Origin of the sequence: Pseudomonas entomophila, assembly GCF_023277925.1 — a bacterium.
GTDB classification, from domain to species: Bacteria; Pseudomonadota; Gammaproteobacteria; order Pseudomonadales; family Pseudomonadaceae; genus Aquipseudomonas; species Aquipseudomonas entomophila_D.
The window spans coordinates 2,390,165-2,413,347 of the sequence record NZ_CP063832.1 but is presented as its reverse complement, the minus strand read 5'-3'; the positions used below and the strand labels follow the sequence as shown (position 1 = coordinate 2,413,347).

23 protein-coding genes are annotated in these 23,183 nt (G+C 65.7%); 20 read left to right on the top strand and 3 right to left on the bottom strand.

Annotated elements, in window-relative coordinates; translation table 11 throughout:
• The first annotated feature begins 85 nt into the window (after nucleotides 1–85).
• From IM733_RS10465 to IM733_RS10400, 14 genes are all read left to right on the top strand, one after another.
• A complete protein-coding gene (locus IM733_RS10465; protein WP_248920785.1) occupies nucleotides 86–1,111 on the top strand; it encodes an NAD(P)H-dependent glycerol-3-phosphate dehydrogenase in 1,026 nt (341 codons plus the stop codon).
• Between the two features lie 11 nt (nucleotides 1,112–1,122).
• A complete protein-coding gene (locus IM733_RS10460) occupies nucleotides 1,123–1,470 on the top strand; it encodes a DUF4389 domain-containing protein (RefSeq protein ID WP_248920784.1) in 348 nt (115 codons plus the stop codon).
• The gene (sixA, locus tag IM733_RS10455; protein ID WP_248920783.1) at nucleotides 1,467–1,925 is read left to right on the top strand and encodes a phosphohistidine phosphatase SixA; all 459 of its coding nucleotides are present in this window, start codon (nucleotides 1,467–1,469) and stop codon (nucleotides 1,923–1,925) included. Before IM733_RS10460 ends, sixA begins: the two co-directional genes overlap by 4 nt.
• Nucleotides 1,926–2,023: 98 nt before the next feature.
• Nucleotides 2,024–2,407, top strand: a complete 384-nt coding sequence (locus tag IM733_RS10450) for a hypothetical protein (protein WP_248920782.1) — start codon at nucleotides 2,024–2,026, stop codon at nucleotides 2,405–2,407.
• 98 nt (nucleotides 2,408–2,505) lie between these two features.
• On the top strand, nucleotides 2,506–3,297 hold the full coding sequence (locus IM733_RS10445; protein WP_248920781.1) for an alpha/beta fold hydrolase: 792 nt from the start codon (nucleotides 2,506–2,508) through the stop codon (nucleotides 3,295–3,297).
• Nucleotides 3,294–4,148 carry an alpha/beta fold hydrolase gene (locus IM733_RS10440; protein ID WP_248920780.1) on the top strand — a complete coding sequence of 285 codons (855 nt, stop codon included), beginning with the start codon at nucleotides 3,294–3,296 and terminating at the stop codon, nucleotides 4,146–4,148. The genes IM733_RS10445 and IM733_RS10440 overlap by 4 nt, the downstream gene beginning before the upstream one ends.
• A gap of 102 nt (nucleotides 4,149–4,250) precedes the next feature.
• A complete protein-coding gene (locus tag IM733_RS10435) occupies nucleotides 4,251–5,045 on the top strand; it encodes a DUF4892 domain-containing protein (protein WP_248920779.1) in 795 nt (264 codons plus the stop codon).
• A 10-nt stretch (nucleotides 5,046–5,055) separates the two neighbouring features.
• Entirely contained in the window at nucleotides 5,056–6,108 is a 1,053-nt protein-coding gene (locus tag IM733_RS10430; protein ID WP_248920778.1) for an AI-2E family transporter, read from the top strand.
• 207 nt (nucleotides 6,109–6,315) lie between these two features.
• Nucleotides 6,316–6,405 (top strand): K(+)-transporting ATPase subunit F, encoded by a 90-nt coding sequence (gene kdpF / locus IM733_RS10425; RefSeq protein ID WP_011534724.1) that lies wholly within the window; start codon nucleotides 6,316–6,318, stop codon nucleotides 6,403–6,405.
• 9 nt (nucleotides 6,406–6,414) lie between these two features.
• Nucleotides 6,415–8,109, top strand: a complete 1,695-nt coding sequence (kdpA, locus tag IM733_RS10420) for a potassium-transporting ATPase subunit KdpA (RefSeq protein WP_248920777.1) — start codon at nucleotides 6,415–6,417, stop codon at nucleotides 8,107–8,109.
• A gap of 10 nt (nucleotides 8,110–8,119) precedes the next feature.
• Nucleotides 8,120–10,174 carry a potassium-transporting ATPase subunit KdpB gene (kdpB, locus tag IM733_RS10415; RefSeq protein ID WP_248920776.1) on the top strand — a complete coding sequence of 685 codons (2,055 nt, stop codon included), beginning with the start codon at nucleotides 8,120–8,122 and terminating at the stop codon, nucleotides 10,172–10,174.
• Between the two features lie 12 nt (nucleotides 10,175–10,186).
• Nucleotides 10,187–10,750 (top strand): potassium-transporting ATPase subunit KdpC, encoded by a 564-nt coding sequence (gene kdpC / locus IM733_RS10410; protein WP_248920775.1) that lies wholly within the window; start codon nucleotides 10,187–10,189, stop codon nucleotides 10,748–10,750.
• A 118-nt stretch (nucleotides 10,751–10,868) separates the two neighbouring features.
• Nucleotides 10,869–13,523 (top strand): sensor histidine kinase, encoded by a 2,655-nt coding sequence (locus tag IM733_RS10405; protein WP_248920774.1) that lies wholly within the window; start codon nucleotides 10,869–10,871, stop codon nucleotides 13,521–13,523.
• Nucleotides 13,520–14,218, top strand: a complete 699-nt coding sequence (locus tag IM733_RS10400) for a response regulator (RefSeq protein WP_248920773.1) — start codon at nucleotides 13,520–13,522, stop codon at nucleotides 14,216–14,218. The genes IM733_RS10405 and IM733_RS10400 overlap by 4 nt, the downstream gene beginning before the upstream one ends.
• An 18-nt stretch (nucleotides 14,219–14,236) precedes the next feature.
• On the opposite strand, the gene IM733_RS10395 is transcribed toward IM733_RS10400, so the two are convergent.
• Entirely contained in the window at nucleotides 14,237–15,814 is a 1,578-nt protein-coding gene (locus tag IM733_RS10395; protein ID WP_248920772.1) for a diguanylate cyclase, read from the bottom strand.
• Nucleotides 15,815–16,042: 228 nt separating this feature from the next.
• A complete protein-coding gene (lysA, locus tag IM733_RS10390) occupies nucleotides 16,043–17,272 on the bottom strand; it encodes a diaminopimelate decarboxylase (RefSeq protein WP_139669759.1) in 1,230 nt (409 codons plus the stop codon).
• A gap of 146 nt (nucleotides 17,273–17,418) precedes the next feature.
• On the opposite strand from lysA, the gene IM733_RS10385 reads away from it, so the two are divergent.
• Together IM733_RS10385 and IM733_RS10380 are read left to right on the top strand one after the other, a co-directional pair.
• Nucleotides 17,419–18,333 carry a LysR family transcriptional regulator gene (locus IM733_RS10385; RefSeq protein ID WP_248920771.1) on the top strand — a complete coding sequence of 305 codons (915 nt, stop codon included), beginning with the start codon at nucleotides 17,419–17,421 and terminating at the stop codon, nucleotides 18,331–18,333.
• A 56-nt stretch (nucleotides 18,334–18,389) separates the two neighbouring features.
• The gene (locus IM733_RS10380) at nucleotides 18,390–18,728 is read left to right on the top strand and encodes a hypothetical protein (protein ID WP_248920770.1); all 339 of its coding nucleotides are present in this window, start codon (nucleotides 18,390–18,392) and stop codon (nucleotides 18,726–18,728) included.
• 3 nt (nucleotides 18,729–18,731) lie between these two features.
• On the opposite strand, the gene cynR is transcribed toward IM733_RS10380, so the two are convergent.
• Nucleotides 18,732–19,622 (bottom strand): transcriptional regulator CynR, encoded by an 891-nt coding sequence (cynR, locus tag IM733_RS10375; protein WP_248920769.1) that lies wholly within the window; start codon nucleotides 19,620–19,622, stop codon nucleotides 18,732–18,734.
• Between the two features lie 112 nt (nucleotides 19,623–19,734).
• On the opposite strand from cynR, the gene IM733_RS10370 reads away from it, so the two are divergent.
• The 4 genes from IM733_RS10370 (at nucleotide 19,735) to IM733_RS10355 (ending at nucleotide 23,133) form a co-directional block, all read left to right on the top strand.
• Nucleotides 19,735–20,394 carry a carbonic anhydrase gene (locus IM733_RS10370; RefSeq protein ID WP_248920768.1) on the top strand — a complete coding sequence of 220 codons (660 nt, stop codon included), beginning with the start codon at nucleotides 19,735–19,737 and terminating at the stop codon, nucleotides 20,392–20,394.
• Between the two features lie 27 nt (nucleotides 20,395–20,421).
• Nucleotides 20,422–20,892 (top strand): cyanase, encoded by a 471-nt coding sequence (gene cynS / locus IM733_RS10365; RefSeq protein ID WP_050704948.1) that lies wholly within the window; start codon nucleotides 20,422–20,424, stop codon nucleotides 20,890–20,892.
• Nucleotides 20,893–20,977: 85 nt separating this feature from the next.
• The gene (locus tag IM733_RS10360) at nucleotides 20,978–22,201 is read left to right on the top strand and encodes an amidohydrolase family protein (protein WP_248920767.1); all 1,224 of its coding nucleotides are present in this window, start codon (nucleotides 20,978–20,980) and stop codon (nucleotides 22,199–22,201) included.
• Nucleotides 22,202–22,614: 413 nt separating this feature from the next.
• Nucleotides 22,615–23,133 carry an Hcp family type VI secretion system effector gene (locus IM733_RS10355; RefSeq protein WP_011536257.1) on the top strand — a complete coding sequence of 173 codons (519 nt, stop codon included), beginning with the start codon at nucleotides 22,615–22,617 and terminating at the stop codon, nucleotides 23,131–23,133.
• Nucleotides 23,134–23,183 lie beyond the last annotated feature (50 nt).

The following is a 23,183-nucleotide window of genomic DNA, read 5'->3' as shown; positions in this document are numbered from 1 at the left end:
CCCTGCGACGCGATACTGGTTCTGTCGCATGTGCCCCGTATAATGCGCAGGTCGCCACTTATTTTTATTGGTAAACGGATTGGATATGACTGAACAGCAACCTGTTGCGGTTCTTGGAGGCGGCAGCTTCGGCACCGCCGTGGCGAACCTGCTGGCGGAGAATGGCCATCCGGTTCGCCAGTGGATGCGTGATCCGGCCCAGGCCGAAGCGATGCGCGTCAATCGCGAGAACCCGCGCTATCTCAAGGGCATCCGCCTGCACGACGGCGTGCAGCCGGTCAACGACCTGCTCACCACGCTACAGGGCTGCGCGCTGATCTTCGTGGCCTTGCCTTCGAGTGCCTTGCGCAGCGTGCTGGCGCCCCACGCCGAACTGTTGCGTGGCAAGGGCCTGGTCAGCCTCACCAAGGGCATCGAGGCGCATACCTTCAAGCTGATGAGCCAGATCCTCGAGGAGATCGCACCCGGGGCGCACATCGGCGTGCTGTCGGGCCCCAACCTGGCCCGCGAGATCGCCGAGCACGCGTTGACTGCCACCGTGGTGGCCAGTGAGGACGAAGCGCTCTGCAAGCGCGTGCAGGAGGTGCTGCATGGCCGCACGTTCCGCGTCTACGCCAGCAGCGACCGTTTCGGCGTCGAGCTGGGCGGTGCGCTGAAGAACGTCTACGCCATCATCGCCGGCATGGCCGTGGCCTTGGGGATGGGCGAAAACACCAAGAGCATGCTGATCACCCGCGCCTTGGCCGAGATGACCCGCTTCGCCGTGAGCCAGGGGGCCAACCCAATGACCTTCCTGGGCCTGGCGGGTGTGGGTGACCTGATCGTTACCTGTTCCTCGCCCAAGAGCCGCAACTATCAGGTCGGCCACGCCCTGGGCCAGGGGCTGAGCCTGGAGGAGGCGGTCAACCGCCTGGGCGAGGTCGCCGAAGGGGTCAACACGCTGAAAGTGCTCAAGGCCAAGGCCCAGGAAGTGCAGGTGTACATGCCGCTGGTAGCAGGCTTGCATGCCATCCTGTTCGAGGGGCGCACGCTCAACCAGGTGATCGAGCACCTGATGCGCGCCGAGCCCAAGACCGATGTCGATTTCATTTCCACCAGTGGTTTCAATTGAAGGAGCGACCTATGAACGATACCCCGGAGCGCGGCCAGCGCGAATCGATCATCCTGCGGGTGCTGTGGATGTTGGTATTCCTGGTGGTCTGGCAACTGGCCGAGCTGCTGCTGGGCGGCCTGGTGCTGGTCCAGTTGGTCTACCGGCTGATCTACGGCGCCCCCAGCGCCAGCCTGATGAACTTCGGTGACAGCCTCAGCCAGTACCTGGCGCAGATCGGTCGTTTCGGCAGTTTCCACACCGACAGCAAGCCCTGGCCGTTCGCCGACTGGCCGACGCCGCGTGCGCCTGAAGGCGAGGCGCCCCATGCGGTGGCCCCGGCGGCGCACCCGGTGCGTGACGAGGAGCCCAAGCTGTGAAACTGTGGGTGCTGCGCCATGGCGAGGCGGAGCCTCGGGCCAATACCGACGCCGAGCGACGCCTGACCGCCCATGGGCGTGAGCAGGTGCTGCGCAGCGCCGCCCGGCTGCTGGGCCAGCCATTGCAGGCGATCGTCGCCAGCCCCTACGTGCGGGCGCAACAGACCGCGGCCCTGGTGCATGGGGCCCTTGGCTTCGCCGAGCCAGTACGCACCGTGCCCTGGCTCACGCCGGACAGCGATGCACAGGTGGTGATCGGTGAAATCGAACGGTTGGGGCTTGAGCATGTGCTGTTGGTCAGCCACCAGCCACTGGTGGGCACCCTGGTTGGCTTGCTCGAGCACGGCCACGGCCAGCAGCCGGCCCCCCTGAGCACCGCCAGCCTGGCCGAGCTGGAAGGCGACTGGGCGCTGGCTGGGCTGATGACCCTGCGTACCCTTCACCACCCGACGTGATGGCGGCAACTGGCATTTTTGCCAGTTGTCTCGCGTTCCCAGCCCTTGCTAGCGTCCTCGCCAGGATGTGAACGTGTGGCAGGGCCTGGGAGCGTGGGATGAAAAACCGAAGGTTGGAGCTGGTGTGTTCGGTTGATCTACAACCCACACTGGAAAAGGTGCAGCGGGACAGCGTGCTGGATTTTGCCGAGTACAGCCTTTTGCGTGAGGCGGCCGATGCCAAGCTCTACCAGTTGATGGGCAAGGTGCGAAAGACGCGGGGCGTCGGCCAGGATTCGATGTTCGAAGGCGAGGAGGACCTGCGGCGCCTGCAGGATGCCAGCACTCGCATGGCGCACCTGCTGCAGAGCAGCTGCCTGGCCCTGCGCAGGCTGGGCCTGAGGTACCAGGACAAGCGCCTCGCGCGTGAAGCCCTGGAGCACCAGCTGGCCTACGTGCAAGCGTGCCTGCGCCGCTCGCTGCAGAGCTTCGGCGAGTTCTGAATGACCTGATCGCCCTTGGCGATGACCTTTCCGGACGTTGCCGCCAACCGGCGCCTTGCCGACAATGGCCCAACCTTCCCCGTGCAGAGCAGGCGGCCATGTCGCAACAGATCTTCTTCGCCCACGCCAACGGCTTCCCGTCGGCCACCTACGGCAAGCTGTTCGCTGCGCTGGCACCGGACTACGAAGTTCGGCACCTGGCGCAGCATGCCCATGATCCGCGTTTCCCGGTGAACGAGAACTGGCAGAGCCTGGTCGATGAACTCCTGCACCATCTGGAGCAACAACCAGCCCCGGTCTGGGGGGTTGGGCATTCGCTGGGGGGCGTGCTGCACTTGCATGCGGCGCTGCGTCGTCCTGAGTACTACCGGGGGGTGGTGATGCTCGACTCGCCGGTGCTGACCCGTGTCGACGAATGGCTCATCCAGGCGGCCAAGCGCATGGGCTTCATCGACCGCATCACCCCGGCCGGGCGCACCTTGGGCCGGCGCGAGGCATTTCCCGATCGCGACAGCGCCCGCCAGTACTTCTCGGGCAAGACCCTGTTCCGCCATTTCGACCCTGACTGCCTCGAGGCGTATCTCGAGCACGGCCTGGTGAGCACCGAGGGCGGCCTGCGCCTGCGTTTCGACCCCGCCACCGAGATCAGCATCTACCGCAGTATCCCCCACGTCAGCCCGGCGCCACCCCGCCAGTTGCAGGTGCCGTTGGCCATGGTGCGCGGTGCCCAGAGCCGGGTGATCCGCAAGCACCATGGGCTGGCGGTGCGCGGCATGGCGAAGGGCGAGTACCACAGCCTGCCGGGTGGGCACATGTTCCCGTTGGAGCGCCCTGGCGACACCGCAAGCCTGATCAAGGGCCTGTTCGACCGCTGGAGCCAGCAGCCATGAGTGCCCACGTCGAGGAAGTGCGCCTGGCGCTCGGTCATATCGAGCTGGCCGCGCACCTGTTCGGGCCGGCTGATGGCCTGCCGGTGATCGCCCTGCATGGCTGGCTGGACAACGCCAACAGCTTCGCCCGCCTGGCGCCGCAACTGAAGGGGCTGCGCATCGTTGCCCTGGACCTGGCCGGGCATGGTTACTCGGAGCATCGCCCAATCGGCGCCGGCTATGCCCTGGCCGACTACGCCCACGACGTGCTGCGGGTCGCCGAGCAGCTGGGCTGGCAGCGGTTCGGCCTGCTCGGCCACTCGCTGGGCGCGATCATCTCGGTGCAACTGGCCGGGGCCTTGCCCGAGCGCATCAGCCATCTGGCGCTCATCGACGGTGTCATCCCGCCCACGATTGCCGAGCAGGACGCCGCCGAGCGCCTGGGGATGGCGTTGCAGGCGCAATTACGCCTGGAGGGTAAGCGCAAGACGGTGTACGCGACCTTGGAGGAGGGCGTCGAGGCGCGCATGAAAGGCATGGTCGCGGTCAGCCGCGAAGCCGCCGAACTGCTGGCCCAGCGTGGCCTGATGCCGGTGCCCGGCGGCTACAGCTGGCGCAGTGACACTCGCCTGACACTGCCGTCGCCAACACGCCTGAACCAGGCCCAGGCCATGGCCTTCGTCCAGCGCGTCGCCTGCCCGGCCTGCCTGGTGGTCGCGGCCGATGGCATGCTGGCGCGCCACACGGACTTGCTGGAGCAGCTACCCTTCGAGCAAGCGACCCTGCCAGGCGGGCATCACCTGCACCTGAACGACGCCCAAGGCGCGACTCTTGTAGCAGACTGTTTCAATCGCTTCTTTGGCATTCCTTGACTTGCACCGGGCAAGTGTCGAGGCTTGGCGGGTTGAAAGGGAGACAACCATGTACTTGCCAGACATTCACGCGCTTTGCCCCGGCCTCTGTGGGGCCGGCCGATGAGCGCACCTGTTTTCATACGCGGCACTCTCGCCGCCTGCCTCGCCGCCGTCAGCCCGCTGCTGTTTGCGGGTGACCTGCCAGTCCCCGCCGATGCCAAAGTGGTCGACCAGCGCCCGGCCGTAGAGCAGGAGCGGGTCTACCCGATGGGCCCGCTGCGCAAGATCAGTGGCCGCCTGCGGGTCGATGACAAGGTCGAAAGCCGCGGTCAGGTCAGTTCGGTCACCTATGAACTGCCGGTCGAGCGAAGCGCTCGGGAAGCCTTCACCAGTGCCCGCGAAGCGCTTCAGCACGATGGCGGCTACCCACTGTTCTGGTGCCAGGGCCGCGATTGCGGCGAAGCCAGCCTGTGGGCCAATGATGTGTTCGCCAATGCCCGTCTCAATGGCGGTGACGAACAGCAGGCGTTCATCCTGTTGCGCCGCTCCGCCGAACAAGCCGACACCCTGGTGGCGCTGTACAGCGTGACCCGCGGCAACCGCCGCGCCTACCTGCATGTCGAGGAGTTCGTTGCCGCAAAGCCGCTGGGTGAACTGCTGCCCACCCCGGCCACGGTACTGCGCGAACTGCGCGACACCGGCAAACTCGACTACCCTGACCTGGCCAAGCCCCAGCCCACCTGGGCCGCGTTGCTGGCCCGCAGCCTCAACCTCGACAGCACGTTGCGTGCCAGCCTCAGTGGTAGCGGCGCCGAGGCCTGGCGCGAGCAACTGGTCCAGGCCGGCGTGCGCAGCGCCCGGCTGGAAGTGGGCGATGCACCGACCGAAGGTTTGCACCTGGAACTGATCCGCTGAGTGAGCGCCCATGGCCAACAATGACCGCCTGTTGATCCAGATCCTGCTGCTCGCGCTGCTTGGCGCGGCGCTGTGGGTGATGGCCCCGTTCATCTCGGCGTTGCTGTGGGGCGCGATTCTCGCCTTCGCCAGTTGGCCACTGATGCGCCTGCTCACTCGCCTGCTCGGCGGGCGCGAAACGCTGGCGGCGAGCCTGCTGACCACGGTGTGGATCCTGCTGGTCGCGTTGCCGCTGGTGTGGCTGGGCTTCAACCTGGCCGACCACATCCGCGATGCCACCGCCTTCGTGCGTGATGTGCAGGTCGACGGCCTGCCCGACGCGCCGGCGTGGGTCGCCAGCATCCCCTTCGTCGGCGGGCGCCTGGTCAGCTGGTGGGAGTCGCTCGACCAGCAAGGCGCGGCCTTGCTAACCTCCGCCAAGCCGTATCTCGGCCAGGTGGGCAACTGGTTGTTGGCGCGCAGCGCGCAGATCGGCAGTGGGGTACTGGAGCTCACGCTCAGCCTGGTGTTCGTGTTCTTCTTCTACCGTGACGGCCCGCGCCTGGCGGCCTTCGTGCACCGGCTGCTGTACCGGCTGGTGGGTGAGCGCGCCGAGTACTACGTCGACCTGGTCGCCGGCACCGTGCAGCGGGTGGTCAACGGCGTGATCGGCACCGCCGCCGCGCAAGCGCTGCTGGCGCTGATCGGCTTCCTGATCGCTGGCGTACCGGGGGCTGTCGTGCTGGGCCTGGTGACCTTCATGCTCAGCCTGATCCCCATGGGCCCACCGCTGGCCTGGATACCCGCCACCGCCTGGTTGGTGTCGAAGGGCGACTATGGCATGGCAGTGTTCCTGGGCATCTGGGGCACTTTTGTCATCAGTGGCGTGGACAACGTGCTCAAGCCGTACCTGATCAGCCGGGGCGGTAACCTGCCGCTGGTGATCGTGCTGCTGGGGGTGTTCGGTGGCCTGATCGCGTTCGGCTTCATCGGGCTGTTCATCGGGCCGACCTTGCTGGCGGTGGGATACAGCCTGCTGCTGGACTGGAGCCGGAATTCGGCGCAGCAAACGCCGCAGCGTTGAAGCCCGGTTCACCGACAAGCCGGCGCCTACAGCGATCGCCCCGTAGGCGCCGACTTGCCGGGGAACAGGCCGGTACAGGCGCTGAATCACCCGATCTTTACGCTTTCTTTATGCCCCGGCCCCACCCCCCATCTCGCCCCTTTACGCCCCTCCCTCGGACAATTTCCCCAAAGCGGCCCTCACGCCGCAATCAGGGGAGATTCACTCATGTACATGCTCGACGGGCTGTCACTGCTTCTGGCGGTGGCGTTGGCGGTTTACCTGCTGGTGGCGCTGCTGCGCGCCGATCGCGGCTAAGGGGCGACCATGCACAGTTACGATTACCTGCTGCTGCTGGCGTTCTTCGCCATCGTGCTGCTGCCGGCGCCCTGGCTCGGGCGCTTCTACTACAAGGTGATGGAAGGCCAGCGTACCTGGCTGTCGCCGATCCTCGGCCCGGTGGAGCGGGGCTGCTATCGCCTGTCTGGCGTGAACGCCGACCAGGAGCAGAGCTGGAAGCAGTACACCCTGGCCCTGCTGGCCTTCAACCTGGCCGGCTTCCTGCTGCTGTTCGCCGTGCTGCTGCTGCAAGGCTCGCTGCCGCTCAACCCGCAGCACCTGCCGGGCCAGGAGTGGTCGCAGGCGTTCAACACCGCGGTCAGTTTCATGACCAACACCAACTGGCAGTCCTACAGTGGTGAGGCTTCGGTCAGCTACCTGACCCAGATGATCGGCCTGACCGTGCAGAACTTCGTCAGCGCCGCCACCGGCCTTGCCGTGCTGGTCGCCCTGAGCCGGGGTATTGCCCGTCGTTCGGCCGGCACCCTGGGCAACTTCTGGGTCGACCTGACTCGCGCCACCCTCTACGGCCTGCTGCCGCTGTGCCTGGTACTGGCGCTGCTGCTGGTATGGCAGGGTGTGCCACAGACCTTCGCCGACTATGTCCACGCCGTGACCCTGCAAGGCACCGACCAGACCATCCCGCTGGGCCCGGCCGCCAGCCAGATCGCCATCAAGCAACTGGGCACCAACGGCGGCGGCTTCTTCGGCGTCAACTCGGCGCACCCGTTCGAGAACCCCACGGCCTGGAGCAACCTGTTCGAGGTGGCCTCGATCATCCTGATCCCGGTGGCCTTGGTGTTCACCTTCGGTCATTACGTGAAGGACTTGCGCCAGAGCCGCGCGATCATCGCCTGCATGTTGGCGCTGTTCCTGATCGGCGGCAGCACCGCGCTGTGGTCGGAATACCAGCCCAACCCGGCCCTGGAAAGCGCCCAGGTTCAACAGAGCGCGCCATTGGAAGGCAAGGAGAGCCGCTTCGGCACCACAGGTTCCGTGCTGTGGACGGTGACCACCACTTCCGCCTCCAACGGTTCGGTCAATGCCATGCACGACAGCCTCAATCCGCTGACCGGCATGGTGGCGATGGTCAACATGATGCTTGGTGAGGTGATCTTCGGCGGCGTCGGCGCCGGCCTCTACGGCATGCTGCTGTTCGTGCTGATCGCCGTGTTCCTGGCCGGCCTGATGATTGGCCGCACCCCGGAATACCTGGGCAAGAAGCTCCAGGCCCGCGAAGTGCAGTTGCTGGTGGCCACCCTGCTGGTGATGCCGGTGGGTGTGCTGATCCTGGGGGCCATCGCCGCCAGCCTGCCTGGGCCGGCCGGCGCGGTGACCAACCCTGGCGCCCATGGCTTCAGCCAGTTGCTGTACGCCTATACCTCCGGCACCGCCAACAACGGCTCGGCCTTCGCTGGCTTCGGCGCCAACACCACGTTCCACAACGTGATGATCGGCCTGGCCATGCTCATCGGTCGCTTCGGCTACATCCTGCCGGTGCTGGCCCTGGCTGGCAGCCTGGCGGCGAAGAAGAGCGCGCCACAGGGCCTGAACAGCTTCCCCACCCACGGCCCGCTGTTCACCACGCTGCTGCTGGTGACCATCCTGCTGGTCGGTGGCCTGACCTTCCTGCCGACCCTGGCCCTTGGGCCGATCGCCGAACACCTGAGCCTGGGTTTCTGAGGAATACACAATGAACATGCCCATTCCCGAAGTGAAGGCGCGCCATAGCGCCAAGGACCAGACCCGCTTCGCCGCCCTGTGGCGCCCGGCGCTGGTGCAGGCTTTCGTCAAGCTCGACCCGCGCCAGCTCAAGCGCTCGCCGGTGATGCTGGTGGTGGCCCTCACCGCCGTGCTGACCACCGTGCTGTGCTTCGCCCCTGGCAGCGGCGTGAGCACCGGCGTTGCGGTACAGATCGCCGTCTGGCTGTGGTTCACCGTGCTGTTCGCCAACTTCGCCGAAGCCCTGGCCGAAGGCCGCGGCAAGGCCCGCGCCGACAGCCTCAAGGCCGGCAGCCAGGGCCTGACCGCCAAGCGTCGCAAGCACGACGGCAGTTTCGAGACTGTCGTCGCCACTCAATTGCGCAAGGATGATGTGGTGCGCGTGGTGGCCGGTGAGCTGATCCCCGGTGACGGCGAGGTGCTCGAAGGCATCGCTGCCGTCAACGAGGCGGCCATCACCGGCGAGTCCGCCCCGGTGATCCGCGAATCCGGCGGCGACCGTTCGGCCGTCACCGGTAACACCCGCCTGGTCTCCGACTGGCTGCTGATCCGCATCACCAGCAACCCGGGCGAGTCCACCCTGGACCGCATGATCGCCCTGGTCGAAGGCGCCAAGCGGCAGAAGACCCCCAACGAGATCGCCCTGGACATCCTGCTGATCGGCCTCACCCTGATCTTCCTGATCGTGGTGGTGACCTTGCAGCCGTTCGCCCGCTTCGCTGGCGGCGAACTGCCGCTGATCTTCCTCGCCGCGCTGCTGGTGACTTTGATCCCCACCACCATCGGCGGCCTGCTGTCGGCCATCGGTATCGCCGGCATGGACCGCCTGGTGCGCCTCAACGTGATTGCCCGTTCCGGCCGTGCAGTGGAGGCGGCCGGCGACGTGCACACCCTGATGCTCGACAAGACCGGCACCATCACTTTCGGCAACCGCCGTTGCAGCGCCCTGCACGCAGCCTCGGGCGTGACCGCCAAGGAGCTGGGGGAGGGCGCCTTGCTCGCCTCCCTGGCTGACGACACCGCCGAAGGCAAGTCGATCGTCGAGTACCTGCGCCAACTGCACGACTTCGACGAGCCCTCGAGCACCCAGTACGAAGCCATCGCCTTCAGCGCCGAGACCCGCCTGTCGGGCATCGACTTCCAGCAGCGTCGCTACCGCAAGGGCGCCGTCGATGCGGTGCTGGCCTTCTGCGGCCTGCAACGCCTGGAGTTGCCCGCCGCCCTGGCCCGTGAAGTGGAACGCATCGCCCAGAGCGGCGGCACGCCGTTGCTGGTGTGTGTCGACCAGCGTCTGCTTGGCGTGATCCACCTCAAGGACGTGGTCAAACCCGGTATCCGCGAGCGTTTCGCCGAACTGCGCAAGCTCGGTATCCGCACCGTGATGGTCACCGGCGACAACCCGCTGACCGCCGCCGCCATTGCTGCCGAGGCGGGTGTGGACGACGTGCTCGCCGAAGCCACCCCGGAGAAGAAGCTGGCGCGCATCCGCCAGGAGCAGAACGACGGCCGCCTGGTGGCCATGTGCGGTGACGGTGCCAACGACGCCCCGGCCCTGGCCCAGGCCGACGTGGGCATGGCCATGAACGATGGCACCCAGGCCGCCCGCGAGGCCGCCAACATGGTCGACCTGGACAGCGACCCGACCAAGCTGCTGGACGTGGTACAGGTGGGCAAGGAGCTGCTGGTCACCCGTGGCGCGCTGACCACCTTCTCCATTGCCAACGACGTGGCCAAGTACTTCGCCATCCTGCCGGCGCTGTTCGCCGCCATCTACCCACAGTTGGGCGTGCTCAACCTGATGCACCTGGCCAGCCCGCAGAGCGCGATCCTCTCGGCCATCGTGTTCAACGCGCTGATCATCATCGTGCTGATCCCCCTGGCCCTGCGCGGGGTCCGGGTGCAGGCCGCCAGCGCCGCCCACCTGCTGCGGCGCAACCTGCTGATCTACGGCCTGGGCGGTATCGTCGTACCGTTCGCCGGGATCAAGCTGATCGACCTGCTGCTCAATGCGCTGCACCTGGTCTGAGGAGAGACTGACATGACTGCTTATGTACGCCCGGCCCTGAGCCTGATCTTGCTGATGACCGTGGTCACCGGCGCGCTGTACCCCCTGGCGGTGACCGGCATTGCCCAGGTCGCCTTCCCTGAGCAGGCCAATGGCAGCCTGGTGCGCGATGACCGGGGCGAGGTGCGCGGTTCGGCGCTGATCGCCCAGGAATTCAAGGGCGACGCCTGGTTCCAGGCGCGGCCTTCGGCAGGCGCCTATGCCACCGTGGCCAGTGGTGCGAGCAACCTGTCGCCGAGCAACCCGGCGCTGGCCGAGCGGGTCACGGGCGATGCCGCCGCGCAATACCAGGCGCAGCTGGGGCCGGTGCCCCAGGCCCTGCTGACTACCTCCGGCAGTGGCCTGGACCCGCACCTGCCGCCCGAGGCCATCGCCTACCAGCTGCCGCGCGTGGCGGCGGCGCGGCAGGTAGCGCAGGAGCGCTTGCAAGTGCTGGTGAATGACGCCACCCTGCGTCCACTGATCGGGCCACCGGTGGTGAATGTGCTGGCATTGAACCAGGCGCTTGAGCGGTTGGCGCCGCTAGCCGCGCGCTAACGGTGGGATTTGTTCGCCGGCAAGCCGGCTCCTACGGGATTTGTGCCGTCCTGGCATGTGTCTGTAGGAGCCGGCTTGTCGGCGAACAGCTGATCCTTGAACAACCAAAGGATGAAACATGAGTGACTCCGCCCGCGCCGACGCGCTGTTGGCGGGCCTGCCCCGGGAAGGCCGGGGCAGGCTCAAGGTATTTCTCGGCGCCGCGCCCGGGGTCGGCAAGACTTTCTCCATGCTGCAGGCCGCCCACGCCCAGCAACGCCAGGGCGTGCGCGTGGTGGCCGGGGTGGTCGAGACCCACGGCCGGGCCGAGACCGAGGCTTTGCTCGGCGGCCTGACCCAGCAACCCCTGCTGCGCAGCGAATACCGTGGCGTGATGCTCGAGGAAATGGATCTCGACGGCCTGCTCAAGGCCACGCCGCCGCTGGTGCTGGTCGACGAACTGGCCCACACCAACGCCCCAGGTAGCCGCCACGCCAAACGCTGGCAAGACGTGCAGGATCTGCTCGCCGCCGGCATCGACGTGTACACCACGGTCAACGTCCAGCACCTGGAAAGCCTTAACGATAAGGTGCGCGATATCACCGGCGTGCAGGTGCGCGAGACACTGCCGGACTGGGTACTGCAAGAGGCGTTCGAGCTGGTGCTGATCGACCTGCCGCCGCGCGAGCTGCTCGAGCGCCTGCGCGAGGGCAAGGTCTATGTGCCCGAGCAGGCGCGGGCGGCCATCGAGGCCTATTTCTCCCAGACCAACCTCAACGCCCTGCGCGAGCTGGCCATGCAGACCGCCGCCGCCCAGGTGGACGCGGACCTGGCCAGCGGCTACCGCCAGCGCGGCCAGGAGGCCCCGGCTCTGCGCGGCCGACTGCTGGTGGGCATCGATGGCGACGAGCAGGCCGAGCGCCTGGTGCGCCATGCCAGCCGTGTCGCCCAGCGCCGCCACCTGCCGTGGAGCGTGGTCCACGTCGACAACGGCCGCTTGCGCGACGAAACCGCCCGCCATCGCCTGCAAGCCGCCCAGCAACTGGCTGAGCGTCTAGGGGGTGAAGTGGTGCTGCTGCGTGCGGGCGAAGTGGCGCGCACGCTGATCCAGCATGCCGCCGAGCGCCGTGCCAGCCTGGTGCTGGTGGGCCAGTCCCGCGACCTGCTGCGTCGTCGACTTTTCGGTGCCGGCGTGGCCGCACGCCTGCTGCGCGAGAGCCACGGCCTGGAGATCAACGTGCTCGACCGCGACACCCAGCCGCAACCGGCCCGTGCGGCAGTCCAGCGCGTGTGGGTGTGGCGCCACTACCTGCTGGCGCTGGTCGCCACGGTGCTGGCCACCGGGCTTGCCTGGGCCGTGTCGAGCGTGTTGGCGCTGCCCAACATCTCCCTGGTATTCCTCGCCGCCGTGCTGCTGGTGGCGGTGCGCAGTAGCCTGGGCCCGGCGCTGGCCTGCGCGGCGCTGTCGTTCCTCACCTACGACTTCCTGTTCATCCCACCGAACTTCTCCTTCGCCATCCAGCGTGAAGAGGACGTGCTGACCCTGGTGTTCTTCCTGTTGATGGCCGCGCTCACTGGCAACCTCGCCGCCCGCCAGCGCCGCCAGTTGCAGGCGCTGCGTGAAACCCAGGCGCAGACCAACCAGTTGCTCGACCTGTCGCGTCGCCTCACGGTAGCCACCGACCGCCAGGCCGTGTTCAGCGCCGCCGGCCAGCATATGGATGGTTGGCAGGACGTGCAGGTGTGCCTGATGGAGCGCAGCAGCGACGGCCTGCTGCAAGTGGCCAGTGGCGGCAACCATGCCTTCACCGACAATGAACGCGCCGCTGCCGAATGGGCCTGGCAACACGGCCAGGCCGCCGGCTTTGGCAGTGACACCTTGCCCCACGGTCGCTGGTGGTGGTGGCCGCTGGCCGTGGAAGAGCAGCCCCTGGCGCTGCTTGGCATACGCCCACGCAATGGCGAACCGTTGAGCGCCCAACGGCGCCGCCTGTTGATGGCCTTGGCGCAACCATTGGCCCAGGCCCTGGCCCGCGCCCAGTTGGGCGAGCAGTTGGAAGCCGCCCGCCTGCACGGTGAAACCGAGCAACTGCGCAGCGCCTTGCTCGCCTCCGTGTCCCATGACTTGCGTACCCCATTGACCTCCATGCGCGGCAGCATCGACAGCCTGCTGGCCCTGGGCGACGCGATCCCGCCGGATGATCGCCGCGAGCTGCTCGAAGGCACCCGCAACGAGGCCGAGCGCCTGGACCGCTACATCCAGAATCTGCTGGACATGACCCGCCTGGGCCACGGCACGCTCAAGCTGGCCCGCGACTGGGTATCCCCGGCCGATATCGTCGGCAGTGCCCTCAACCGCCTGCGCGTGGTACTGGCGCCCTTGCGCGTGCATACCGAAGTACCGCCCGAGCTGCCGCTGCTGTTCGTGCACGCGGCGTTGATCGAGCAGGCGCTGATCAACGTGCTGGAAAACGCCGCCCGCTTTTCCCCGGCCAACGGCCGGCTGGAGTTGCAGGTTTCGGTGCGCGACGAACAACTGTGCTTCGCCGTCGCCGACGAAGGCCCCGGCATCCCCCACGACGAGCGCGAGAAAATCTTCGACATGTTCTACACCGCCGCCCGCGGCGACCGGGGCGGGCAGGGCACCGGCCTGGGCCTGGCGATCTGCCAAGGCATGATCGGCGCCCATGGTGGGCGCATCCGGGTCGACGACGGCATCGATGGCCACGGCACCTGTATCACTCTATGCTTGCCGCTGCCGTCCCAACCCGCCACCGAAAGTGAAGCCCCATGAGCCAAGCCGCCACCCTGCTGGTCATCGACGACGAGCCGCAGATCCGCAAGTTCCTGCGCATCAGCCTGGCGTCCCAGGGCTACAAGGTGATCGAGGCCTCCACCGGCACCGAGGGCCTGACCCAAGCCGCCCTGAACAAGCCCGACCTGGTGGTGCTCGACCTGGGGTTGCCGGACATGGACGGCCAGCAGGTGCTGCGCGAGCTGCGCGAGTGGAGCACGGTGCCGGTGATGGTGCTGTCGGTGCGCGCCAGCGAGGTGCAGAAGGTCGATGCGCTGGATGGCGGGGCCAACGACTACGTGACCAAGCCGTTCGGCATCCAGGAGTTCCTGGCCCGGGTGCGGGCCTTGCTGCGTCAGGCCCCACAGGTCGGCAGCGCGACGTCTGCCGCAAGCTTCGGGCCGCTGGTGGTGGATTTCGCCTTTCGCAAGGTGACGCTTGAGGGCGTCGAGGTAGCACTGACGCGCAAGGAGTACGCGCTGCTGGCGCAGTTGGCCGGGCACCCCGGGCGGGTGATCACCCAGCAACAACTGCTCAAGGATATCTGGGGCCCGACCCATGTCGATGACACCCACTACCTGCGCATCGTGGTAGGGCACCTGCGTCAAAAGTTGGGGGACGATCCGACGGCGCCGCGGTTCATCGTCACCGAGGCGGGTGTGGGGTACCGGCTGGTGGCGCCGACCGACCCGTGAACAGGCTGGGTGATGGGATCATGATTGGGCGACTGCCGATAGCGCTTTTTCCGTTACGACCCGATTGCGCCCTTGCGCCTTGGCTTGATAGAGCAACTGGTCCGATCTTTCCAGCGTGGCCGACATCGATTCGCCCGCTCTCCACATGGCAACCCCCAGCGATATCGTGATATGCCCGACGGTATCGAGTTCCGCGGCTTCGATCATGGTTCGAAGCCGCTCGGCAACCTCCGCGCCAGTAGCTATCGAACCGTTGGGCAGCAGCAGCAGGAATTCCTCGCCGCCCACCCGGCAGACCACGTCGTCCGGGCGCGAGGCCTGCCTCATCAATTGGGCCACGGTGCGCAGGGTTTCATCGCCGGCGGCATGGCCGTAGGTGTCGTTGACCCGTTTGAAATGGTCGATGTCCACTGCGATCGCAGCGAAGGTTTTCAGTGTTTGCTGCCACAATGCCAAGGTTTCTTCCATCGCCCGGCGATTCGCCAGTCCGGTCAATGGGTCGCTGTGTGCCTGCTGGTTGAGCCGCCCGATCTTTTCTTGCAGAAGGTTGGCCCCCAGTAGCAGAGCGCGGCGGATCTGCCAGCTTTCAAAATAATCCGCAGGTACCGCGAGGATGCGCTCGTAGCTTTCAGGTGCATCCAGACGCTTGGCGCTCTCCGCCAGGCGGGAGAGCGGGACGGAAATTTTCACGCCCAGCCACCAGATCAACAGCAGGCCGAACACACCGAGTGGGACGATGCCTTTGGCAACTTTGATCGTCGTCGCCTCCAGCGTCGCCTCAATGTTCGACAACGGCCGCTGTGAAATCACGCTCCAACGGCTGCTGGGGATACTGGCGAACCCGGCGAGCATCTCGTTGCCATTGCCATCCATCGCCCGCATTGAGCCGTGATCGTGCTGGAGCGCGGCATCGACGATAGGGTCGGTTGCCAGGATCGTGCCGATGCGCTCCGGGTCAGGGTGGTACAGCACTTGCCGATGGCTATCGACCAAATAGACATGCGCGCCATCTTCGCGGATGTTCAGGTCCATGAGCGCCTGCAACGTGTTTTTCTGTTCCAGGCGGATGCTCCCGCCCACAAGCCCAAGGTATTCACCATTGCGGCTGAAAATGGGATGGGAAACGAATACGACCAGATTGCCGGCAAGGGACTTGAATGCGTCGCTGATCATCGGTTCTCGCCTCGTCAGCGGCGAGCGACGTTGCAGCACCTGGCCGTCCAGTTGCAGGCTGCTGGGGGCCGAAGCAATGATCTTTCCTTCGGCGTTGGCTATCAGTACCGAGTTGAAGCTGTGGTCCTGGCTCAGCAGGCGGTGCGCCTCATCGTGCAGGGCAGAGCGGTCTGTGAAGACATGGCCGATGACTGTGGATGCAAAACCCAGGCGATCGAGCTCGGAGCTCAACACCTCCTCCACACTGGTGGCGATCCGGGCAGCATAGGCTTCGTTGGTCTGGAGAGCGTTTTCCACCAGCTCGGCTTTCTGGGTGGTGAACATCACCCAGAACGTATTGGCCAGGGTGGCGATGGCACAGATCAGCGCGAATGCCAGCAGCAGCGTGCGCAGGGTGAGCTTGGGGCGTGGCCGTGTGGGCATGGGGCGCATCCGGATGCTGAAGGCATGCGAATTGGTGAGGTGGCGTCGCCGTGGGGTTGGAAACGCGCTCCTTGCGCCTTGTGGCGTATCCTGTGTGGCCTTCTGCATCAAAACGCGATAGTTCGGGCCGAGTATCTCACATCTGTTTTCGAGCCACCATTTTGACATTGGTTCGGCGGCGCATCGCCTGCCGGCGACCCGCCGCAAACAATCGCTTGCACTTGCCGGCTAGTCCATCCGCTCGAGCTGCAACAATTCCTCTACCGTCTGCCTGCGGCGAATCATGCGCAATTCACCCTGATCGAGCAGGAACTCCGGCAACAACGGCCGGCTGTTGTAGTTCGACGACATGGACGCGCCATACGCCCCCGCATCGTGAATCACCAGCAGGTCACCGACCTTGGCCTGGGGCAGGTCCTGGGGGGTCAGCTCTTCGTCGTTCTGGGTGAACACATCTCCCGACTCGCACAGCGGCCCCGCCACCACGGTCGGTTGCAGCGGGCGGCTCACTGGTCGGCCCACGGCATCGAACAGGCTCATGCGGTGGTAGGCGCCGTACATGGCTGGGCGCATCAGGTCGTTGAAACCGGCGTCGACCAGGATGTAGTGGCGCTCGCCCATCTGCTTGACCGCGCGCACCTCAGCCACCAGGTAGCCGGACTCGGCCACCAGGAAGCGCCCCGGCTCGATCTCCATGCGCACGGAGTGGCCGAGCATCGCCTCGATTTCCGAGCGGGCCACCGCCCAGGTGTGGGCGTAGCGCTGCAGGTCCACCGGTTGGTCGCCGTCGCGGTAGGGGGTGGACAGGCCGCCACCGATGGAGAAGGCCTCGATATCCATGCCCAGGCGGCCGATCAGCCCGACCATGGCTCCGGCCACCTGTTCCAGATGTGCGTAGTCCACCCCCGAGCCGATGTGCATGTGCACGCCCACCAGGTGCAGGCCGTGCTGCTTCACGCAGGCCAGCGCCTCGGGCAATTGCTCATGCCAGATGCCGTGCTTGCTGTTCTCGCCGCCGGTGTTGGTCTTGCGGCTGTGGCCATGACCGAAGCCGGGGTTGATGCGCAGCCACACCCGGTGGCCGGGGGAGCGCTCGCCGAGCTGGCGGAGCATGTCGATGGAGCCGGCGTTGACCTCGATACCGGTCTCCACCACCCGCGCCAGGGTCGGCTGGTCCAGCACGTCGCAAGTCAGCACCACGCCAGCCGGCTCGCCGCCCACCGATGCGCCAGCGGCGAAGGCGCGTTCCATTTCCCCCAGGGAGACCGCGTCGAGCACCAGGCCGCGTTCGCGGATCAGGCGCAGCACGTGCAGGTTGGGGTTGGCCTTCTGCGCGAAGCGCACGGTGTCGAAGTGCTGCTTGAGCTGGTCGATGCGCTGATGGATGGTCTGGGCGTCGTAGGCCCACAGCGGCGAGCCGTGCTGGCGGACGGCATCGGCCAGGAGGGTGGTGGTCATGGTGGCGTTCCTTGTTTTGGGTACACCGATGGTGGGGCAATTAATTGATTCAGAAAAATAGATATGTTTGCGGCGTCCATTCATATTTGATATGGCTGCAGGGGCAAACCGCTCCCACGAACACCTCCCAGACGTCCGGGCATGCCATGAAACTTTCCATCCGCCACATCGAAGTGTTCCGCGCCATCATGGCCGCCGGCAGTGTTACCGGCGCCGCGCGCCTGCTGTTCACCTCGCAGCCCACGGTGAGCCGCGAGCTGGCGCGCATGGAGCAGGTCACGGGCCTGAACTTGTTCGAGCGCGAGGGCGGGCGCCTGGTGCCCAGCGCCCAGGCCTTGCTGCTGATCGAGGAAGTCGAGCGCGCCTTCGTAGGCCTGGAGCGCATCGACCGCTTCGCCCAGGCCATCCGCAACTTCGAGCAAGGCCGGCTGGCCATCACCTGCCTGCCGTTGTTCTCGCAAACCCTGCTGCCCAGGGCCTGCCAGCACTTCCACCAGCAACACCCCGGCGTCAGCCTGAGCATCACTGCCCAGGAGTCACCGCTGCTGGAGGAGTCCCTGGTGGCCCAGCAGCACGACCTCGGATTGACCGAGTCCGCGCAGGTGCCGCGCGGCGCGGTCGGCGAGCTGCTGTTCAGCGCCGACATGGTCTGCGTGTTGCCCGAGCGCCACCCCTTGCTGGCCAAGCCGGTCCTCCAGTTGCACGATTTCCACGAAGTCGACTTCATCAACCTGGCCAGCCTGGATATCTACCGGCAACAGCTCGACCGGCATTTTCGCGAGGCGGCGGTGAACCGCCGCACGATCATCGAGACCACCAGCGCCGCCTCGGTGTGCGCCATGGTCCGGCAGGGCCTGGGGGTGGCGATCATCAACCCGCTGAGTGGGCTGGAGGCGGGGCAGGGCGGGCTGGCGATCCGCCGCCTGAGCCTGTCGGTGCCCTACCAGGTGATGCTGATCCGGCCCGAGCTGCGGCCGGCGTCGGCGGTGCTGGAGCCGTTGTGCGAGGCGCTGCGGGTGCAGGCCAGGGCAATGCAAGACGCATTGGCGAAGGGTGTTTGAACGATCCACGGCGGGCTGGAGTCAACCCTTCGACAGTGTCCAAACGAGGATTGGCCATGAGTACCCTGACGATCGAAGGTTGGTGCAAAGGTGACGGTGATCGCAGATCGACCCCCGTGGGTGACATCCATTTCGACATCCAGGGCGCGACCCACACCGCGCTGGAACAGGCCGAGGAACGTCTGCAGCAGACCCACGAGACCGAAGCCATGGTGGATGTCGACATGCAGACGCTGAACCTGATGCTGCCCGAGGGATACGGCCCGTTGTCCGACTGCCGCCTGCGCGTCTACCTGAGCGACGACGAGCGCGGCCAGTTCCATCTGGTCGGCCATCGGGCCAGCGATGGCAGCCTGATCTACACCAACGCGGTGCTGATAGCGCAGCTGAGCTGAGCATCAGTTGCGCGGCAACTGCGCCGCCACCGCCTTGGCCAAGGTTATGAATGCCTGCGCCGCTGCGCTCTGGTAGACCCCCTTGCGCTGCATGAGCACGGCCGTGCGTTGCAGGCGCAGCGGGTCGAGGGCGATGGCGACCAGGTCGTCATGGGCCTGGGCGAGGGTGGCGGGCAGCAGGGTCGACAGTGTCGTGCGGCGCACCACCTCGATCACCGCACCGATGGCGTTGGCCTCCATGCGCACCTGTGGGCGTATACCGTGTTGCCGGCAGTAGCGTTCGATCTGCTCGCGGGTGGCGAATTCGGCGCTGAGCAGGATCATCGATTCGTCATTCAGGGCCTGTGCGCCGATGGCGCTCGACTTGGCCAACGGGTGCCGGCTGCCAACCACCAGCGCCAGGGTTTCGACCAGCAACGGGTAGGTGTCGATGTCCTGGGTGTGGAGCTCGTCGAAGGCGATACCGACATCCAGCTCGTCCGCCAGCAGCAGTGCCTCCATGTGCTCTTGGGCGATCTCGCGCAGGTTCAGGGTGATGTTCGGATAACGCGCATGGAAGGCCTCGATCAACGGGCCTACCAAGTAGGTGGTAAAGGTCGGTGTCACCGCCACCCGCAGCGATCCGCGGCTCAGGTCGCCCACGTCATGGATGGCGCGCCGGGCCTCCAGCAGTTCCTGTTCCGCCCGCCTGGCGTAACGCAGGTAGACCTCCCCGACATCGGTCAGGCGCGTGGTGCGCCCTGAACGGTCGAACAACTGCGCGCCGAGGCTCTCCTCCAGTTGCCTGACCTGCTGTGACAGCGCCGGCTGGGAAACATGCAGCGCCGCTGCGGCCCGAGTGAAGCTGTGGTGTTGCGCCACTGCGAGAAAGTACTGGATGTGCCGGGCAAGCATGGCTAATTCCATAAGATAATCTGATGTGCATCATCATAAATGAGACTTTTACCTTATGTAAGGCGCTGCGTAACCTTTGCCTCAACACACCGCGACATTGAGGCAAGCAGCCATGCAAGACATCATCGACGGTTTTCTGAAGTTCCAGCGCGACGCCTTCCCCGAGCGGGTCAAGCTGTTCAAGGACCTGGCCACCCAGCAAAGCCCCCGGGCGCTGTTCATCTCCTGCTCCGACAGCCGCCTGGTGCCCGAGCTGGTCACCCAGCGCGAGCCGGGCGACCTGTTCGTCATCCGCAACGCCGGCAATATCGTGCCGTCCTACGGCCCTGAGCCTGGCGGCGTATCGGCCTCGGTCGAGTATGCCGTCGCTGCCCTGCAAGTGGCCGACATCGTCATCTGCGGCCACTCCGATTGCGGCGCCATGACCGCCATCGCCACCTGCAAGTGCCTGGACCACATGCCCGCCGTGGCTGGCTGGCTGCGCTACGCCGACTCCGCCCGGGTGGTCAACGAGGCCCGCCAGCATCACAGCCCGCAGGCCAAGGTCGAGGCCATGGTGCGCGAGAACGTGATCGCCCAGCTGGCCAATATCCAGACCCACCCCTCGGTGCGCCTGGCCCTGGAAGAGGGCCGCGTGCGCCTGCATGGCTGGATCTACGACATCGAGAGCGGCCGCATCGACGCCTTCGACGGGCGCACCGGCCAGTTCGTCCCCCTGGCGCAGAACCCCGCCGTCAACGCCGTTTCCCACCCTTCCAGGCACGTTGCCTGACCCCTTTCAAACCCAAGGAGACCCACCATGATCCAGTCGCAAATCAGCCAGAACGCCCGCCTTGCCCTGAGCGAAGTCATCCTCCTGGCCAAGGCCCGCAAGGACCTGTCGTTCGCCCAGATCACCGACGGCACCGGGCTGTCCGAAGCCTTTGTCACTGCCGCGCTGCTGGGCCAGCACCCGCTGCCGGCCAGCGCCGCCCAGGTGGTGGGCGACAAGCTCGGCCTGGACGCCGACGGCATCGCCCTGCTGCAGACCGTGCCGCTGCGCGGCAGCATCCCCGGCGGCGTGCCGACCGACCCGACCATCTACCGCTTCTACGAGATGCTGCAGGTGTACGGCACCACGCTCAAGGCACTGGTCCACGAGAAGTTCGGCGACGGCATCATCAGCGCCATCAACTTCAAGCTGGACGTGAAGAAGGTCGACGATCCGGAAGGGGGCTCCCGCGCGGTGATCACCCTGGATGGCAAGTATCTGCCGACCAAGCCGTTCTGATTCGCCCGTAGGGAATTGGCCCGGCCACCACAAGGCGGCCGGGCCATTACCACACACGCTATTGGCCCCCTGTAGGAGCGACGGCATGGACCTGATCATCAGAAACGTCCGCATCGACGATATAAAACCCTTGATGGATGTGGCCGTGCACAACGGCAAGATCACTGAAATCGCCCCGGCGATCACTAGAAAGGCAAGCCAGGAGATCCAAGGCAACGGCAATGTCCTCATTCCAGGCTTCGTCGAGGGCCACCTGCACCTGGAAAAAGCCAATGTCATGCAGCGCAAGGCCAACCGCTCCGGCACTTTGCGCGAAGCGATCGCCGTCACCGCCGCGCTCAAGCCCACGCTTACCCGCGAAGACATCCGCGAGCGCTCGCTCCAGGTGTTGCGCGCGCTGGTGCAGGCCGGCACCACCCATGTACGCGCCCACGCCGAGTTCGACCCCGCCCAGGGTTTCACCGGCCTGGATGTGGTGCTGGAACTGCGGGAAGCATTGCGCGATGTCATCGACATTCAGGTGGTCGCCTTTCCCCAGGAAGGCATCCTGAAACTGCCCGGCATGAAAGAGATGATGGTCGAGGCCATGGAGAGGGGCGCCGATGTGGTCGGCGGCATTCCCTACAATGACGTATCCCCCCTCGAGCACATCGATTTCGTCTTCGACCTGGCCCGGCGCTACGACAAGGCGATCGACCTGCACCAGGACTTCGCCGATGACGCCGAGCAGATGACCATCGAATACGTGGCGCGCCGGACCCTTGCCGAGGGTTACCAGGGGCGGGTGTGCGTCGGCCACCTCACCAGCCTGGCCGCCGTAGAGCCCGAGCGGCAGGCGCGTATCGTCGCGCTGCTGCGCGAGGCCGGTATCAGCGTGATGTGCCTGCCGGCCACCGACCTGCACCTGGGCGCCCGTGGCGACAGCCACAATGTGCGCCGCACCCTCACACCGGTGCGAGCCTTGCGCGATGGCGGGGTGAACGTGTGCCTGGCCACCAACAACATCCGCAACGCATTCACCCCCTATGGCACGGGTGACCTGCTGAACATCGCGCAACTGGCCATCCCCGCCTGCCACCTGGGCGGGGCGGATGACCAGGCCACGGTGTTGTCGATGCTCACCAGCAACCCGGCCAAGGCCCTGGGGCTGCAGGAGCATGGCCTGGCGGTGGGCAACGACGCGGACCTGGTGCTGGTAGATACCCAGCGCGTCAGCGATGTGATCCTCGACCTGCCGGCGCGGTTGGCGGTGCTCAAGCGTGGGAGGGTGGTGGCGACGGCCGAGCATCGCCGCTCGGTGGTGTTCTGAGCGGTTGTTACGGTAACTGCGTCAGGTGGGGTTGCACGGCGGCTTCCAGGATGAGCACAAACTTAGGGTTCATGCAGTGGAAATTGTCGGGGATATCGAGAACATGCAGCCACTTGTGTTTAAGCAAATGTACCAATTGTGTTTATTGAATAGCGGTTGTGCCGGAAGTTTCCTTCATGATTAAAAGAAGTCGCCTGACTTCCCCGTTGGGTACCCATTCCCTATCATTTCTGCGCTGAAAGTCATGGTTTTTGACTTTTTGATCTAATGCGAAACTTTTGAGTGATTTATTTCGTGCTGATCGCTCATTTGAATGTCGCTTTAGTTGGCTGAATTTTTGTTTGTGTTCAAGGACATCTTCGTTTGGCAAATATTTGCCATCGGGCGATTTTTTCAAGCAAGGAGAGCAACACATGGCAACTCCCGCCTACATGGCCGTCACCGGCGAAAAACAAGGTCTGATCACTGCTGGCGCGTTCACCGCCGACTCGGTGGGCAACACCTACCAGGAAGGCCACGAAGACCAGGTGATGGTCCAGGGCTTCGAACACGAAGTGATCATCCCGCGTGACCCGCAGTCCGGCCAACCGACCGGCCAGCGCGTGCACAAGCCGGTGAAAATCACCAAGGTCTTCGACAAGGCCTCGCCGCTGCTGCTGGCCGCCCTGACCTCGGGCGAGCGCATGACCAAGGTCGAGATCAAGTGGTACCGCACCTCGGCCCAGGGCACCCAAGAGCACTACTACACCACCGTCCTGGAAGACGCGATCATCGTCGACATCAAGGACTACATGCACAACTGCCAGGACCCGGGCAACGCCCACTTCACCCACCTGGAAGACGTGCACTTCACCTACCGCAAGATCACCTGGACCCACGAAGTGTCCGGTACTTCCGGTTCCGACGACTGGCGCGCGCCGGTCGCAGGCTAAGGCCTGGGGGCTCTGGGCGATCGACGCTAGCGTTGCATCGCCCATGAGAC

Excerpts from the sequence above, each read along its gene's own strand:
- IM733_RS10405 (WP_248920774.1), top strand. The coding sequence starts at position 10,869 with ATGAGTGACTCCGCCCGCGCCGACGCGCTGTTGGCGGGCCTGCCCCGG.
- lysA (WP_139669759.1), bottom strand. The coding sequence starts at position 17,272 with ATGACCACCACCCTCCTGGCCGATGCCGTCCGCCAGCACGGCTCGCCG.
- IM733_RS10445 (WP_248920781.1), top strand. The coding sequence starts at position 2,506 with ATGTCGCAACAGATCTTCTTCGCCCACGCCAACGGCTTCCCGTCGGCC.
- IM733_RS10395 (WP_248920772.1), bottom strand. The coding sequence starts at position 15,814 with ATGCCCACACGGCCACGCCCCAAGCTCACCCTGCGCACGCTGCTGCTG.
- cynS (WP_050704948.1), top strand. The coding sequence starts at position 20,422 with ATGATCCAGTCGCAAATCAGCCAGAACGCCCGCCTTGCCCTGAGCGAA.
- IM733_RS10370 (WP_248920768.1), top strand. The coding sequence starts at position 19,735 with ATGCAAGACATCATCGACGGTTTTCTGAAGTTCCAGCGCGACGCCTTC.
- IM733_RS10400 (WP_248920773.1), top strand. The coding sequence starts at position 13,520 with ATGAGCCAAGCCGCCACCCTGCTGGTCATCGACGACGAGCCGCAGATC.
- IM733_RS10450 (WP_248920782.1), top strand. The coding sequence starts at position 2,024 with ATGAAAAACCGAAGGTTGGAGCTGGTGTGTTCGGTTGATCTACAACCC.
- kdpC (WP_248920775.1), top strand. The coding sequence starts at position 10,187 with ATGACTGCTTATGTACGCCCGGCCCTGAGCCTGATCTTGCTGATGACC.
- IM733_RS10430 (WP_248920778.1), top strand. The coding sequence starts at position 5,056 with ATGGCCAACAATGACCGCCTGTTGATCCAGATCCTGCTGCTCGCGCTG.
- IM733_RS10465 (WP_248920785.1), top strand. The coding sequence starts at position 86 with ATGACTGAACAGCAACCTGTTGCGGTTCTTGGAGGCGGCAGCTTCGGC.
- IM733_RS10435 (WP_248920779.1), top strand. The coding sequence starts at position 4,251 with ATGAGCGCACCTGTTTTCATACGCGGCACTCTCGCCGCCTGCCTCGCC.
- IM733_RS10385 (WP_248920771.1), top strand. The coding sequence starts at position 17,419 with ATGAAACTTTCCATCCGCCACATCGAAGTGTTCCGCGCCATCATGGCC.
- IM733_RS10440 (WP_248920780.1), top strand. The coding sequence starts at position 3,294 with ATGAGTGCCCACGTCGAGGAAGTGCGCCTGGCGCTCGGTCATATCGAG.
- IM733_RS10355 (WP_011536257.1), top strand. The coding sequence starts at position 22,615 with ATGGCAACTCCCGCCTACATGGCCGTCACCGGCGAAAAACAAGGTCTG.
- kdpF (WP_011534724.1), top strand. The coding sequence starts at position 6,316 with ATGTACATGCTCGACGGGCTGTCACTGCTTCTGGCGGTGGCGTTGGCG.
- cynR (WP_248920769.1), bottom strand. The coding sequence starts at position 19,622 with ATGCTTGCCCGGCACATCCAGTACTTTCTCGCAGTGGCGCAACACCAC.
- IM733_RS10380 (WP_248920770.1), top strand. The coding sequence starts at position 18,390 with ATGAGTACCCTGACGATCGAAGGTTGGTGCAAAGGTGACGGTGATCGC.
- kdpA (WP_248920777.1), top strand. The coding sequence starts at position 6,415 with ATGCACAGTTACGATTACCTGCTGCTGCTGGCGTTCTTCGCCATCGTG.
- IM733_RS10460 (WP_248920784.1), top strand. The coding sequence starts at position 1,123 with ATGAACGATACCCCGGAGCGCGGCCAGCGCGAATCGATCATCCTGCGG.
- IM733_RS10360 (WP_248920767.1), top strand. The coding sequence starts at position 20,978 with ATGGACCTGATCATCAGAAACGTCCGCATCGACGATATAAAACCCTTG.
- kdpB (WP_248920776.1), top strand. The coding sequence starts at position 8,120 with ATGAACATGCCCATTCCCGAAGTGAAGGCGCGCCATAGCGCCAAGGAC.